Here is a 14,719-nt window from a genome sequence, read left to right as displayed (position 1 = left end):
CGGGAAGGACAAGCTTAGCCGCGACCTGATTGTCTTTGTCACTAACAGAGGGGTACGCGGTGCCCAGAGCAGCTAAGCGAGTACGTAATTGAAAGCGAAAGCCCCGGCCCTGATAAAGGGCCGGGGCTTTATTGTGCCTGGGAACCCGGGCAGCCATCGTGCTTACGCTGGGGTGCTCGCCGGACTATCGCCCCCGCTTTCCCCGCGACGAGAGCAGCCAAAAGCCACCGGCTAGCAGCGCCAGTGCGGCTGCCACGACGGCCGCCTTCGGCAAAGTCGGTGCCGCCACTTCTGCTTTTGACAAAGCAATGGATTCATCGGTGAAGGGCTGGCGGCTGGTGGCGGCCAGAATCAGGCGCGTGGCTTCGGCGGGCTGGTCCCACTGTGGGAAGTGGCCGCAGTGCTCGAACCAATACAGGCGCGCATCCGGGAACTTCGCCAGCGCCAGCGACGACTGGCTCGGAAGGCACACCCGGTCCTGCCGGCCCCAGCCAATGACCAGCGGCCCGGGGATGCTGCCCTTAGGCGCGGGCTGCTGCACTTCGCCGTGCGCCAATTGGTCGAGCAATTCATCAAAGGCAGGCGAGTGGGCGAGGGTGTACATCTCGTCGATGGCCTGCTGCGAATCTACGGCCCAAGGGCGGGCGGAAAACTGCGGGAGCAACACCGTGCGGCCCACCGCCGAGCCGGCCAGGGCGGGCATCACCGGCTGCAGGGCCTTCACCAGCTTCACCGACAGGTCCACCGAGTGGTAGAAAAAAGGAATCTGCCAGCCCTGCCAAAATCCGCCCGGGTCCAGCGAAACCACGGCGCCGAGTACACCGCCGCGCCGGGCCAGCTCCAGCACCAGCCGCGCGCCCATCGAACTGCCCACGGCATCAATCCCGAGCAGGTCATGTTGAGTGAGAAAGGACGTCACCGCGTCGGCCAAGGTGGCGATAGAGTTTTCGCCGGTCAGCTTAGGGGTGTCGCCGTGGCCGGGCAAGTCCACGGCGATAACGTCGCGCTCGGCGGCCAGGGCATCGATGATGGTGTTCCAGGACCGCCAGCTGCCGCCGATGCCGTGAACCAGTAACAGGGGGCGGCCGGTGCCGCGGCGGACAAAATGCAAATCCATAAACGGAAGAATGAAAACGGGTGAAAAAGAACGTACAGCCCTGTAACAGCCGGCTCCGCGAAACGGCTGAGCGAGGCAGGCCCAAAAACGAAATACTGCCCCTAAGGCCCGCAAGCTGCAGGTTGACGCTCTGGCCTTCCAATGGCCCGTCAGCCTAGCCTTTCCGGACGATTGGGAGTACAAACAACCGATTCGAGAGGCTTGGCTGCGGGTTCTGCAACCGCCAAGGTGGATTTTGTAGCCTGATTACCAACCGTTAATAGCGGGCATATAGGCTACCCCACCAGATGAATGCGGTTTTTCAATTCGTCCTTGGATGAACGGCTGACGGGCACGTAGTCCTCGCCGAGCAAAACGCTACTCTCCTCATAAGCCTGTACACGGTCCAGATTCACGATATAGGAGCGGTGGGTTTTAAAGAATTGGTCAGGCAGCTTCTGCTCCAGCTCCTTCATAGTGGAATCGAACACGAACTTTTCCCGCACCGTGTGCATCCGCACGAAATTCTGCAGGGCTTCGAAATAGAGAATATCGGCGAGCAGCACCTTAACGTGGCCGGAGCCCTTGCGCACAAACAGGTAGTCCTTGAACTTGGGACAGCGCTCGGCCGCTCCCAACACCTCCGTGTCGGCGGCATTGGCGGTGTCCAGGACGGGGCCGGTGGGGCCGGCCTGATAGGCATTGTAAAGGGCCAGCTCGACCTGCACCCGCAGCGAATCATCGGTGAAGGGCTTGACCAGGTAGCCGTAGGGCTGGGCCAGCTTGGCACGGTTCAGGGTGTCGGCGTCGGAGCGGGCCGTAAGGAACACCACGGGGATGGCAAACTGCCGGCGTATGAGCAGGGCGGCCGCGATGCCGTCGCAGTCGCCGGCAATGTTGATGTCCATCAGCACCAGTTCCACGGGCTGCGTGGCCAGCACGCGCAGGGCTTCGTCGCTGTTGTCGACGGGTTCGAGTGGAGTGTGGCCGAGACGAACCAGCGTGCGTTCTATCTCCGCGGCAATAAGCAATTCATCTTCAACTATGAGAATGGTAGACATAGGGTGGGATAAGGGACGCGCCGGGCGGTTCCTCATTCACGAGTAACCTCCATGCGTGTGCCCGTGGGAAAGGAACGGGTCACCGACAGCTTCGCTTTCAGCTGTTTGGTGAGCGTGCGGACCAGCTGCATACCCAGGGAGTGGGCTTTAACCGGCGCGTCCCCGGCCGGCATGCCAGCCCCGTCATCGGCGATAACGAGCTGAAAGCCGGTGGGGCGGCTGGTGAAGGAAACGTGCAGATGGCCCTGGGCAAGGCCCTGAAAAGCGTGCTTGTACGCATTGGTTACTATTTCGTTGACCACAAGGCCCAGCGTGCTGGCCTCTTTGGGGCTCATGATTACCGGGGCCAGGTCCGTACTCAACTGAATGGTTTGTTCGGGCGTAGTAAGCGCCGTTTTCAGAGAATCAAGCAGTTCGCGCAGGTACTGGTCCATGCGTACTTCGGCCAGATTATCGGCTTGATATAAGAATTCATGGACTAAAGCCATGCTCTGAATTCTTACCCGGCTGGCATCCAGCGCGGCCACCAGGGTGGGTTCAGGCAGGGTGCTGGCCTGCCAGCCCAGCAGGCCACTCACCAGCTGCAGATTGTTTTTTACGCGGTGGTGGATTTCCTGCAGCAGCACCTCCTTTTCGGCCACGGACCGGCAGTTGGCCTGATTGGCCACGGCCAGCAGCGCTTTCTGCCGCCGCAGCCGCCAGTACAGCCAGCTGCCCACCCCGATGGTGGTCGTGAGCCCGCCCAGCAGCAGCCATAGCGAGTGCAGCTGCGCCCGCTGGCTGCGCTGCTCAAACTCGGCGGCCCGCTTCTGTTCCGTCAGCAGCTTCACATCGTAGCGCACCTGCAGCTGGGCCAGAGCCTGCGCCTTGTCGCCGTTAAAGAGGGAATCGCGCAGGTCCTGGGCCCGGTTGTCGAGGTCGAAGGAGCGGCGCATCCGGCCCTGGTCGGCGTGGGCCCAGGCGAGGCTCGCCAGCGCGTCGGCCTCGTAGTCGGGCATCTTCAGCTCGCGGGCCAGGGTGAGGGCCAGTTCCGCCATGCGCTGCGAGACGGCCGGCTGGCCTTGCAGCCGGTACACGCGGGCCAGCGCCAGCGCCGAGCTGGCTATCTGGGGCCGAAACCCGTGGCGCTGCATGATGCGCAGGGCCCGGTTCATGTTCGTGGCCGCTGAATCCAGCGTGGCCCTGGTCTGGGGCTGAATTATGGCGTACACCTCGCCCCGGAACTGGTACACGTAGCCCAGGCCCCGGGCATCCTTGGCCCGCTGCATATAAGGCAGGGCCCGGGTCGCGTAGTGCAGCACCGAGTCGTAGCGCTGCATGACCAGAAAGGTGTTGGCCAGGTTGAGCAGCAGCCCGCCCCGTTCCCGGGGTGGAACGTTACCCACGGCTCCTTGCTGCTGGTAAGCCTGCCGCATGTATTTCAGGCCTGCTTTCACATCTTTGGTATCGACCGCTACCAGCCCCATGCACTGGGTAAAGCGCCACTCGTCGGGCAATTGGTGCACCCTGGCCACGCCGGCACCCTCCTGGCTGTACTGCATGGCGGCCACGTAGTCGGCCGCCCGCTCACAGTTTACCACCAACTGGTACAGGGCATCGGCCACGCCCGGCCAATCCCGTCGATGACGGGCCAGCTGCACGGCCTGCTCCCCTACCCGGCGCGCCTCCGGCTCATCCTGGGCAAACAGTGCGTCGCTCAGCGCGCGCAGCGTCCGAAACCGGACCGAGTCCGGCAGCTGTGGCCGCCGGGCCACTTCGCGCAGCGAGTCAACGGTGGCGCTGTCCCCGGGCGAGGCCAGGCTGCTTTCAGTTGGCAAACCGGTGGCACCGGCTACCGTACTGGCCAGCAGCAGGGCCAGCACGGTCAAACGCTTACCGCCCGCCACGTCGCTTCGACACACTTTGGGGGCTGAAAATGAAAGTACTGCTGGTACGCATTGCTGGTAGAGTATAGGGCCCCTCCCCTACCCTGCCCAGGTAGGCCGGCAGCGGAGGGCATAGTTTGAAATAGGGAAGGAAGAACCGACGACCCCCCAATCGGGCCGGGCCGGCGGAATAGCCCCTAACGGATACGCTTACTTTTTGGGCGACATCATCTGGCGCAGCTGCCGCTGAAACGCTTTCTGAATCTGGGCCTCGTTCGCCGCCTTGAACTGGGCGAGGATGTTGTGAATAACATCAGTCGAGGAGGCTCCCCCACCCAGCAATAGGCCCATCTGTTGGAAAAACTGCTGGTGGCTGGCCGTGATGCGAATCTGAAAAGTCTTCTTCTCCGCCGAATCCGCAAACAGGGAGGTTAGGTCCAGCTTGTCTTTGCCGTCCCCCGTGGCAACTGGCGTCGGCGCAGCTTCCACTTCAACCTCCTCTTCCTCTTGGTCATCTTCAACGGGCAACTCGGCAGCCGGCGGTGCCGGTGCCGCAACGGCCGATGCTTTTTCTCCCTTCGGTTCCAACGGGGCTGCACTGGCGGCTGGCGCGGGAGCAGCAGCCGATTTAGGCGCGGGCTCTGTTGCGGCAACAGGGGCGACCTGCACCGACGGTTCCGGTTTTGCTGCCGGGACCGCGGGTGCGGCTTCGACTGGCACCGGTGCCGATTCCAGGGCCGTAGCCGCCGGCGTGGGCGTAGTCTCCGGGGCAGGGGTGGGCAGGACGAAGGGCTGGCTGGTCCCCATGTGGCTGATGGCCGCAACGGAGCCCGTGAGGCGGGCCAACTCAGCCATTTGTTCTTCCGGGGTGAGTTTGGGTTTCTTGATGGAGGCTTTGGCCATGACGAAGAAGAATACAGACTTGAATTTTTAGAGGAAAAGCAGCGGTGGATGAGCCGTAGGGCTACGCGCCGGGGGCTGACTCGACGGCCGGGGCCGTAAACGCAATGGTTTTACCCGAGGGCGTGACCGCCCCCTCCCCTACCACGAGGGTCAGGATTTCCAGGATGAGCTGACCCAGGCCGAGCCGGTTGAGGTCACGTTCCGGCAGCGGAAACATCGTGGAGCGGTTTTCCTTGTAGGTCATCAGCAGCTCGACCCGGCTCTTGAGCAAGGGCAAGCCTTTCTCCTGAAACAGCTCCTCCGTCTTGTCATAAATTCCCTTTTTCTCGGACTTCACGAACTTGTTCCAGAAGGCGTAGAAGCCCAGCAGGTTGGAGTCCTCATCGCGGGCCTGCACAAACTGGCCCAGGATGCCCATGTAGGACATGGTGGAGGCAATTGAGCCCTTGTCCGGCTCAATCGGCAGGAAGATGTAATCCACCAGCCGGAGCAGCTCGGGGAGCCCCACCACGTTCACCGTTCCGGGCGTATCCACCAAGATGAAATCATAATCCTGCTCAAACAACCCTTCGATGGAACTCACGGCCTTCTCCACGCTGGAAATGATAACCGGGTACGGCGGGATGCCCTGCTTCAGCAGGCGGGCCTGGAAGGGCGCTTCCGACTGCAGCCGGTTCTGCTCTTCGAGGCGGTAGGCATGCAGGGAATTCTGCGGGTAGTCGCAGTCCACCATGGCCACTTTGTAGCCATAGTAGTAGCACAGCGCCGAGGCCATGTGCGTGCCGATAGTCGACTTACCAGCGCCCCCCTTCTGGGTGGCAAATGCGAGTACGTGGGGTTGATTCATGCGTGGGACCGGGAGATTGATGAAGGCTGGGTTACTAGTTGTAATGTGGCTTTGTTGCAATGCCGCTAAGTTGTATTGTGTGATTGCAACAAAGTTTCATTGGGGCATAGCAACAAAGTTGCGTTATGGCATTGCACCTATACAACTTGTCGCATTGATAAAAAGGTGTATAGGTGCAAAGTTGCAAAGCATCAATAAGCTAATGTGGTATTGTTGCTTAGTTGCAATGTGGCAAAGGTAATATGTTGCGTTGTTGCAAAGCAACATTATGGCAAATAATTTGAAGCGCAAAATTCAGTAAAGTTGCAAAGTTGCTTTGGTGAACTGTTGCAATTTATCCAGTAGGTCATACTTCTCTATGTTGGTTAATTGTGTTGCAAAGGGGCAAAGTTGTAACGGTGCAATGTGGCAATATTAAAATATTAAACGCCACGAATGGCATCATTCCTGATTGATAGCTGTGGAGGTGGAAAGTTGCATTGTGTCAAAGTTGCAATGTGGCATAAGTGCTAATCTATAGTTCTAGCCCTAGCACCGTGCAACGCCCCCGTTCCAGTAGCCCGTTCAATCGGTCAGCAAGCCATGTCATTGTCCGGACAAACTTCGTTTGCCCGAGTCAATGACACCACCAAGTTCGCAGGCTCACATGGCTTGGCTTGCTAGTTTAGCGTATAGAGTTTTACGTTTCGCAATTCTAAAGTAGTTTTAGCAAACTTGGGTAAACTAACGTCCCCAGAATCATTATGGAACCAGAGAAGCAAGTTGAGAATACCATTGAAGCAGTCCGTACTCTGCGTATTGACGTGCGGGTGAGCCCGGATGAGAAAAAGGACTTGCAGGCAAAAGCTACGGCCGCCGGCTACAAGAAAGTGTCGACTTATTTGCGCGACGTGGGTCGTGGGGTGCAGGTCAAAGAAAGTATCCCGCCGGAGTTACGTAGAAAGCTGGTAGGCATCGGCACCAACTTGAATCAGATAGCGCGGCTGGCGCAGGCTGGTAAGTCTTTTAGCTCCCACGAAGCTCAATTGGTACAGGCATTAGCCATCATCAGAGGGTACCTGGTATGATTGCAAAGACCACCACCGGCAATGACTTCGAGGGGGCGCTAACCTACGGCGCGGGGCAGCGCCAGGGCCGGGGCAAGGAGCCGGGGGAGGCCCCACTTTTAGTAGTGGCTAATCTGATTCCGGGCACTCCTGGGGAGATGGCGCAGGATATGCGGGCCGTGGCGGCGCAGAGCAAAAGGATTCAGAAGCCGGTGTGGCATACCGTGCTCTCGTGGAAGGCGGGGGAGGTAGTGAGCCAAGCGCAGAAAGTGGCCGCTGCCCAGCGGTATTGTGAGCTGATTGGCGCGCCCATTGACCGGCACCAGGTGGTGGTTTATGAGCACCGGGATAAGAAGCACGCACACGTCCACATCTACCTGAACCGGGTGCCGATTGATGGGGGACCAGCGCTGCGGACGGATAATAACTTTTACCGGCAGCCGGCTATCACCCGGCAGATAAGTCAGGAGCTGGGCATGGAGCCCATCCCGGAGCGGCGGCGCAGCCTGCGGGCGCTGGACCCCACGAAGGAGGCGGCGCGGGAGCAGGTCAGCCGGGCGTTGCAGCACTTACTCGCTCAAGCCGATAGGGGAGGGGAGGAGTGGCTGGCTTTGCAATTGCAAAAAGAGTTGATTGGAGTGCGGTATACCCATGACAAGGGCGGCGTTCTGCGGGGCGTGAGCTTTGAACTGAACGGCGTGGCCGTCCGGGGGCAGGAGGTGGGCTTTAAAGGGGCGCAGCTGCGCGAAGCCCTGGCCGCGCCCGGGCTGCAGGCGGCGTTGGGGTCGGAAGTTGCGCGGGTGCCCGGCGCGGTCACGCCAGCCGTGCTGCCGAAGGCCAGTCGGAGCGAGCCGATGAAGCGCCCCCGTCGGAAGGGGCCCGCCGGGTAGCGGCCGGACGGGTGGGGCAGTTCATTCGTGTGCCCGACGTGCACCTCACCGCTGACTTTGGACCGCTCGTCAAATAATCCGCGCCGGGTGCTGCCAGCGGGGGTAGGTTGCTTGATTCACCAAGCGTTTCAAGCGATGGAAGACGAGAAAGGACTGCGCAAAATCATGGAGTTTATGCGCCTGTTTGCCATTGTGCTGATGGGCATCAACATCTACTATTACTGCTTCGGCTACTTCAAAAGCATGGGCTGGACGCCGGCCGTGGTCGAGCATATGCTGGAGAGCTTTACCCGGAACACGTTCCTGTTTAAGGCCAGCTGGGTGAGCAAGACACTGGCTGTGGTATTCTTGCTGCTGAGCTGCCTTGGCACGCGGGGGCGGGCCAATGAAAAGCTCAAAGGAGCCTCGGTGGCGGGCTACGCAGCCACCGGGCTGGCGCTGATTTACGGGTCGGATGTGGTGCGCGGCTTCTCGTTGGGAGCCGGGCTGACGACGGCGCTCTACGCTGGGCTGCTGTCGGCGGGTTTTCTGCTGCTGCTGAGCGCCGGGGCCTGGCTAAGCCGGCTGTTCAACAACAACCTGATGAAGGACATCTTCAACAAGGCCAACGAGAGCTTCCCGCAGGAGGAGCGGCTGATGGAAAACGAGTACTCGGTGAACCTGCGCACCGAGTACCAGCTGCGCGGCAAGCAGCACCACGGCTGGCTGAACGTGGTGAACCCGTTCCGGGCCACGATGGTGCTAGGCACCCCCGGCTCGGGCAAGAGCTTTGCCATCATCAACGAGTTCATCCGGCAGCACCTGGCCAAGGGCTTCTGCATGTACATCTACGACTACAAGTTTGATGATTTGAGCCGCATTTGCTATAACACGTTGCTGCGCCACCAGGACAAGTTTGACAAGCCGGTGGGCTTCTACGTCATCAACTTCGATAACCCCCGCAAAAGCCACCGCTGCAACCCGCTGCTGCCCGAATTGATGACCGACATCGTGGATGCCTACGAAAGTGCCTCCACTATCATGCTCAACCTGAATAAGAGTTGGATTCAGAAGCAAGGCGACTTTTTCGTGGAATCTCCCATCAACTTCGTGGCGGCCATCATCTGGTTTCTGAAGCTGTTTGAGAAGGGCAAGTACTGCACCTTCCCCCACGTCATTGAGTTTCTGAGCCGCGACTACGAGGAGATTTTCCCGGTGCTGGCCTCGTACCCGGAGATTGAGAACCTAGTGAAGCCCTTCGTGTCGGCTTTCCAGAAGGATGCTATTGAGCAGCTGGAAGGGCAGATTGCCTCGGCCCGGATTCCGCTGGGCCGGCTGGCTAGCCCGCAGCTTTACTGGGTGATGTCGGGCAACGATTTCACGCTCGACATCAACAGCAACGAGGAGCCCAAAGTGTTGTGCGTGGGCAATAACCCCGAGCGCCAGGCCATCTACGGGGCGGCGCTGGGCCTCTACAACGCCCGGTTGGTGAAGCTAGTGAACCAGAAGGGCAAGCGCAAATCCTCCATCATCATCGACGAGCTGCCCACCATCTACTTCAAGGGGCTGGACAACCTCATTGCTACGGCGCGTAGCAACAAGGTGAGCACCTGCCTGGGCTTCCAGGACTTCTCGCAGCTGGAGCGCGACTACGGCCAGAAGGAAGCCGAAGTCATCAAGAACACGGTGGGCAACGTGTTCAGCGGGCAGGTATCGGGCAACAGCGGCAAGTGGCTGAGCGAGCGGTTTGGCAAGATTCTGCAGCAGCGCCAGAGCCTGAGCATCAACATGCGCGAAACCAGCACCAGTCTATCCACCCAGATGGACAGCATGATTCCGGCCAGCACCATTGCTAACCTCACGCAGGGCAATTTCGTGGGGGCGGTGGCCGACAACTTCGGCGAGGAAATCGACCAGAAGGTGTTTCACGCCCGCATTCAGGTGGACGTGAAGGCGGTGACCACCGAGGCCCAGGCTTACCAACCCATCCCCGACATCACCAGCTTCATTAACCCGGCCACCGGCAAGGACGAGGCCGAGGAGATGATAAAGGCCAACTTCAACCGCGTTAAAACCGAAGTGAAGGAACTGTGCGCCCGCGAGCTGCTGCGCATCGGGCAGGAACCCACGCTGCGGCACCTCATCAAGGAGAAGGCAGAAAAGTAAGGCCTGGACAGGTGGCCTATTGGACGGCACGAAGCCGGGTTTTGCGCCCCGGCTTCGTGCCGTTCGTGTGCCGGAGCGGCACCTCACGGCCCAATTTCGGCCACTCGTCAATATTCTCCCCAGGGCCTGATGGGGGCCGGTAGGTTTGCAGCGTCGAATTCCGGGCTGGCCGCGCCTGCGCCGGTCGGAAGGGCAGCTTTTATTCACCTACCCATTCCTCCTATGGCTGAGCAAGATGAAGTGAATACCCCCACGCCGGAGCGCTGGTACATGAGTGCGGTGCCAACCTCCAACGGCAACCTCAGCGGCCAGGGCCTGCAGCAGCAGCCCGCCAGGCACTCCCTCTATGAGATTCAGGTCAACCCCGCCAACCCCAACCAGGCGGCCCTGCTGCCGGCCCCCGGCGCGGATGGTCGGCTGCTGAATGCCTTCGACCATGCCCTGATGCGGGCCTTTACTACCAACCGGCTCCCCGGCCGGGAAGACAAGTTTCTCACGGTAGAAAAGCCTACGCGGCTGGAAAAAGTGGGCGACAACTGGAAAATCACCGAGCAGGGCCGCGTGGGCTACAGCGCCACCGAGCCCGAGCAGCGGTTGCAGGTATTTGGCCAAGTGCCTCCACAGGCTACCCAGCAAGCTGAACTAACGACGCGGGCCGAGGAGCTGGCCAGCGAAGTAGCTACCACTACCGGCACTGTTCGCACCAAGTCGGAAGTGGAACTGGAAGGAGTGGCCGACCGCGCGCAGCAAGGACCCGACGAGAGCCGGGCCACTTACGCGGATGCGTTACGTGACGAGGCCCGAACGGAATTAGGCGAAAGCACCGACGCGCCGGAGCGGCAACAACCGGTAGGGGAGGGGCAAAGTCGCGAGCACCCGCCCGTGGCCCCCATACCAGCCCCGTATGCTGCGGCCAGTGCGGAGCCGGTCGGAGAGTTGCGCATTACCTGGCAGCAGAAGAGCGACGAAGTGGCTCCGCTACTAGAAATGCGGGCCTACCTCGACCAGCTAAAGGAAGCCGGCGTGGCGGTGGGCGCTTTGCAGCTGGAGCGCGACCTGGCCGGCAAGCTCAGCGGCGGCTTCGCGGTGAGTTACGACCCGGAGTCGCACAAGCTGGGCCAGCTCGAAGCCGCCCTGCAGGGCTTCCGACAAGTGGGGAACGGCATGGCCGTCGTGGAGGAGCCCGAGCAGGCGACTGCCCGACGGCAGGAAGTGGGCTACGATGACGACTACGAGCCGCAGCGCAGTAAGCAGGTTCGGGAAGCCTTCGGCGTGAAGCAGTGGGACGCGCTCAGTGCCCAGCTATCGGCCGTGCCCAAGCACGCTCTCACGGCTCCGGAGCAGGTGCAGCAGGGCGCCGCCGGGCAGCGGGTGCAGCAGCTGGCCCAGCAGCAGGGCAAAACTACCGAGCAGGTCATCCGCGATGGCAAGAGCATTTTTGACATCGACACCAGCGGTAACCCCGCGTCGGCGTTTCTCAAGAACTTCTACGCCCACCTGAACGGCGGCCCGAAGACCCGCCAGAATCTGGAAATCGACTATGAGAAAACCCGTCAGGATTTGCAGGCCCGCCTGACCCGGCAGGCCGGGGCGGCGCAGCCGGAGCTTTCGCCTGGTTCGCCGGCCCCGGATGCCCAGGCCCCCAGCGTGGCGACTGGCCCCGGTGTGGGCGAGGTCGCCCGCAAGACCGCCGCGGTGCCGGCCCCTCCACCGACACTGTTCAAAGCCGATGAAGTGCCGCAGAAAGTGCTGGCCTCTCTCGGGCTGAATCTGGCTGAGTTAACGGGCAGCGGGCAGCTGCAAAAGCTGCTCAGCGGCGAGAAAACCGACTTGTTGCCCATGCAAGTCGTGGGCAAGGAAGGGCAGGAGCCGGTGAAGTTCGAAGGCAAGATGGTGCTCCACCGCGAGGCCGACGGGACGGCCACGCTTAAAATGGAATTGCCCCAGGAAAAGCTGGTCATTCCCAACGAGATTGGCGGCCAGCCCTTCACGCCCGAGCAGCGCCAGCGGCTCGAAACCGAGGGCAACGCCGGCCTGATTCGGGGCCTCAAGGACGAGCAGGGCCGCAAGTTCAACGGCTACGTGGCCGTGGACAAGGCCATGAATAAGGTGGTAGTGCTGCCCGAAAGCAAAGTGACGCTGCACGACACAGTGGCCGGCGTCAAGCTCACCCCCGAGCAGCGCCAAGACCTGCGCGAAGGCAAGGTGGTGGCGCTGGCCAACATGGCCAGCGGCAACGGCGGCCAGAAGTTCGACGGCACCGTGCAGGTGAATGCCGCCAAGGCCTGCATCGAGGTGAAACCGGCCGCCCACGAGCTGGGCCAGCGCCAGGCCCCACGGGCCGAGAAGACGGTGAAAGCCACCCAGACCGTGACCCCGGCCCCCGTGAAGGCCGAGGTGCCCCAGGTGAAAACCCGGGGACCCCGCCACTAGCCGGGCCTCCCCCTTAACCTCCATTTCTCACCCTACAAGCCCGGAAGCCCACTTCCGGGCTTCTTTTTTCTGCCTTCCATCCTTCAAACTAATCCGCTTTGCCATGGAACACGAACTCACCTTCCAGAAGATTAAGGAGCAGGTTGAGCTGCCCGAACTACTGAGCCACTTCGGCTATGCCCTGCGAAAAGGCGAGCACCTGGGCAAAGGCAAGTGGCACGTTTTCGAGGGCGATGACACGCTGGTGGTATTCAAGGGCCGGGGCGGCGACTGGATGTACTTCAACTCCCAGGACGACCGCGACAAGGGCAGCGTCATCGACTGGATGAAAAACCGGGTCAGCTCCGACCGCATCGCCGGCCTTGGCCCGCTGCCGGGCCGCAACCTCTGGCAATCGGTCAACGAGCACTTCCGCGCCTACCTCAACCTGCCCGAGGCGCAGCGCCCCCGGCTCGACCTGCCGCCCATCGCGGAAACCGCGCCGGGGGAGAAATTCCACAGCATCTACACCCAGCACTGCCGGCCGCTCGAAAATACGGCCTACCTGGAAGGGCGCGGTATTACCAAAAGCACGATTGCCAACCCGCAATTCGCGGGCCGCATCCTCAATCAGCTCTACACGGTGCAGAAGGAGGGAATGCCGGCCAAAACCTACGTCAACATCGCTTTTCCGGCCTACCACGAGGGTCGGGTAGTGGGTTTAGAGCTGAAGGGCGAAGGCTTCAAGGGCCAAGCCCCCGAAAGCCAGTTCACCCGCTCGCTGTGGCTAAGCAAGCTGCCCGAGGGCCGGCCGGCGGCGGTGCTAGTAATCAGCGAATCGGCCCTTGATACGCTGTCCTACGCGCAGCTGCACCCCGGCGAAAGCGCCCTGTACGGCTCGACGGCCGGCACGCTCACCCAGAACAAGATTTTCGAGCTGAAGCGGCTGCTTAGCGAGGAGCGTATTCCGGCCATCCGCGCCGCCTTCGACAACGACACGCAGGGCCACCACTTCGATACTCGGCTTCTGGCGAGCCTGGCCAGCGAGCAGAACCCCATGAAAGTGGTTCGGGAGCACGAGCACCTACTGACCGTCGAAATCATGGCCGTCCACCCGGCCGGCGTGCAGGCGCTCAGCCAACACCTCAAAAGCTACAACGACCAGGCCACCCGGCAGTACGCTCAGGAGAATGGGGAGCCGGGCAATCCGACCAGCAGCCAGACCCTCCGCGACGAGTTGATTCACTCCAACAAGCTTGGAGCGCACACTTACCAGTTTCACGTGCCGATGAGCCGCGAGGCGCTGGGCGCTTTCAACCAGGCGGCCAGCCAGGCGCTGGCCTTTGAGCACCGCGTGGAGCTTGTGAAGAGCCAAGGCAAAGACTGGAACCAGGACCTTAAGCAAGACCAGCTGCAGCGGGTGGTGCAGCGCGAGCTGGGTGGCATCTACGAGGACCAGTACGGCTTTGGCCAGCAGCACTGGGACAACTCACCTATCGAGGGCAGCGGCAAAATCACGCAGCAGCACGCGGCGCAGGCCCAGGCCCGGAGCCAGGGCGAGCGGCTGCTCGTGGTCGAGCTGCGGGAAAGCCGCGACGCTGTGGCGCTGCTGCCTACCCTGCGCGAAAACCTCGAAAAAGTCGGGTTCACCATTGACCACGCCGTGAAGCTGGAACCGACTGCAACCCGGGAGATTGCCACTGAGCTAACCCTGCGCTACCGACTGGATTCGCTGCATCTTCCCGCCATTAGCGACGCGCTGGATGCGTTGCGGCAAAATCCCAGAACTACGGTCATTGAGCCGGGGCCGGATGCGTCCGAGCGTCGGCAGCTGGTCGCCGCGCAGGAGCAGCAGCGCCAAGCGGGGCCGAAATTGGTGCCCAGGGACTCCCCCACTCACGACCAGGCCCGGCAATCGTTTATCGAAGCGGCGGGCCAGGTGGCCCGGGAGTTGCGCGCAAGTGCCGCGCTGCTACATGCGGCCCGCCTGCAGGAAGTTAGCCGGCAGCTGCTGACCAGGCCGGCGCTGGAGGGCCTGAACCGGGAGAACGTGGAGAAGGTGCTGGCCGTGGTCAATAAGCTCGACGCGTTGAAGGATAACCCCGCCGTGCAGCAACTGCGCCGGGCCGTGCACCTATTGCAGCAGCCCGCCCAGACGCAGCCGACGCAGCAAAAAAACCGGCCCGGACCTCGCTTGTAGGCCGGTGACGCTGGCTTTGGTTAAAAGTCTGGTCCAAAAGTCGCGTTTGGCCTTGCAGCTGGCTACTTTCAGCAATCAAGACGTGTGCGTAGCTAATTATGCGTTATATGGTTCAGAAACTATAGCTCATAAAGCAACATGCCAAAAACTTTCAGAACCCACTTCTTGACCCATTAAAATCACCTGTTTTGCTTCGCGCAGCCAGTAGGGGAGGGGGTATCAGTATGGCGCACCTTTGTGGTTTCTGCCAAGTG

10 protein-coding genes are annotated in these 14,719 nt (G+C 61.3%); 5 read left to right on the top strand and 5 right to left on the bottom strand.

What is annotated here, in order from left to right:
- Positions 1-184: 184 nt before the first annotated feature.
- The 5 genes from AAFH49_RS08050 to AAFH49_RS08030 form a co-directional block, all read right to left on the bottom strand.
- On the bottom strand, positions 185-1,117 hold the full coding sequence (locus AAFH49_RS08050; protein WP_342297178.1) for an alpha/beta fold hydrolase: 933 nt from the start codon (positions 1,115-1,117) through the stop codon (positions 185-187).
- 275 nt (positions 1,118-1,392) lie between these two features.
- Positions 1,393-2,157, bottom strand: a complete 765-nt coding sequence (locus AAFH49_RS08045; protein WP_245097766.1) for a LytTR family transcriptional regulator DNA-binding domain-containing protein — start codon at positions 2,155-2,157, stop codon at positions 1,393-1,395.
- Positions 2,158-2,189: 32 nt separating this feature from the next.
- On the bottom strand, positions 2,190-4,058 hold the full coding sequence (locus AAFH49_RS08040; protein WP_342297176.1) for a sensor histidine kinase: 1,869 nt from the start codon (positions 4,056-4,058) through the stop codon (positions 2,190-2,192).
- Between the two features lie 174 nt (positions 4,059-4,232).
- Positions 4,233-4,925, bottom strand: coding sequence for a hypothetical protein (locus AAFH49_RS08035; RefSeq protein WP_342297174.1), 693 nt, complete (start codon positions 4,923-4,925; stop codon positions 4,233-4,235).
- Between the two features lie 61 nt (positions 4,926-4,986).
- Entirely contained in the window at positions 4,987-5,772 is a 786-nt protein-coding gene (locus tag AAFH49_RS08030) for a ParA family protein (protein WP_169533839.1), read from the bottom strand.
- Between the two features lie 743 nt (positions 5,773-6,515).
- Here AAFH49_RS08030 and AAFH49_RS08025 point away from each other — a divergent pair.
- The 5 genes from AAFH49_RS08025 (at position 6,516) to AAFH49_RS08005 (ending at position 14,465) form a co-directional block, all read left to right on the top strand.
- Positions 6,516-6,839, top strand: a complete 324-nt coding sequence (locus AAFH49_RS08025) for a plasmid mobilization protein (RefSeq protein ID WP_342297171.1) — start codon at positions 6,516-6,518, stop codon at positions 6,837-6,839.
- Positions 6,836-7,708, top strand: coding sequence for a relaxase/mobilization nuclease domain-containing protein (locus tag AAFH49_RS08020; protein ID WP_342297170.1), 873 nt, complete (start codon positions 6,836-6,838; stop codon positions 7,706-7,708). The genes AAFH49_RS08025 and AAFH49_RS08020 overlap by 4 nt, the downstream gene beginning before the upstream one ends.
- 135 nt (positions 7,709-7,843) lie before the next feature.
- A complete protein-coding gene (gene mobC / locus AAFH49_RS08015) occupies positions 7,844-9,853 on the top strand; it encodes a conjugal transfer protein MobC (protein WP_342297169.1) in 2,010 nt (669 codons plus the stop codon).
- Between the two features lie 222 nt (positions 9,854-10,075).
- Positions 10,076-12,286, top strand: a complete 2,211-nt coding sequence (locus tag AAFH49_RS08010) for a DUF3945 domain-containing protein (protein WP_342297167.1) — start codon at positions 10,076-10,078, stop codon at positions 12,284-12,286.
- 103 nt (positions 12,287-12,389) lie between these two features.
- On the top strand, positions 12,390-14,465 hold the full coding sequence (locus AAFH49_RS08005; protein WP_342297166.1) for a toprim domain-containing protein: 2,076 nt from the start codon (positions 12,390-12,392) through the stop codon (positions 14,463-14,465).
- Positions 14,466-14,719: the final 254 nt, after the last annotated feature.

Origin of the sequence: Hymenobacter segetis (assembly GCF_038448715.1) — a bacterium.
Lineage (GTDB): Bacteria > Bacteroidota > Bacteroidia > Cytophagales > Hymenobacteraceae > Hymenobacter > Hymenobacter segetis.
This window is presented reverse-complemented; position numbering and strand designations above follow the sequence as displayed.

Bases quoted from the DNA above. Each gene is read 5' to 3' on its own strand.
- AAFH49_RS08050 (WP_342297178.1), bottom strand. From the start codon at position 1,117: ATGGATTTGCATTTTGTCCGCCGCGGCACCGGCCGCCCCCTGTTACTG.
- AAFH49_RS08045 (WP_245097766.1), bottom strand. From the start codon at position 2,157: ATGTCTACCATTCTCATAGTTGAAGATGAATTGCTTATTGCCGCGGAG.
- AAFH49_RS08035 (WP_342297174.1), bottom strand. From the start codon at position 4,925: ATGGCCAAAGCCTCCATCAAGAAACCCAAACTCACCCCGGAAGAACAA.
- AAFH49_RS08030 (WP_169533839.1), bottom strand. From the start codon at position 5,772: ATGAATCAACCCCACGTACTCGCATTTGCCACCCAGAAGGGGGGCGCT.
- AAFH49_RS08025 (WP_342297171.1), top strand. From the start codon at position 6,516: ATGGAACCAGAGAAGCAAGTTGAGAATACCATTGAAGCAGTCCGTACT.
- AAFH49_RS08020 (WP_342297170.1), top strand. From the start codon at position 6,836: ATGATTGCAAAGACCACCACCGGCAATGACTTCGAGGGGGCGCTAACC.
- mobC (WP_342297169.1), top strand. From the start codon at position 7,844: ATGGAAGACGAGAAAGGACTGCGCAAAATCATGGAGTTTATGCGCCTG.
- AAFH49_RS08010 (WP_342297167.1), top strand. From the start codon at position 10,076: ATGGCTGAGCAAGATGAAGTGAATACCCCCACGCCGGAGCGCTGGTAC.
- AAFH49_RS08005 (WP_342297166.1), top strand. From the start codon at position 12,390: ATGGAACACGAACTCACCTTCCAGAAGATTAAGGAGCAGGTTGAGCTG.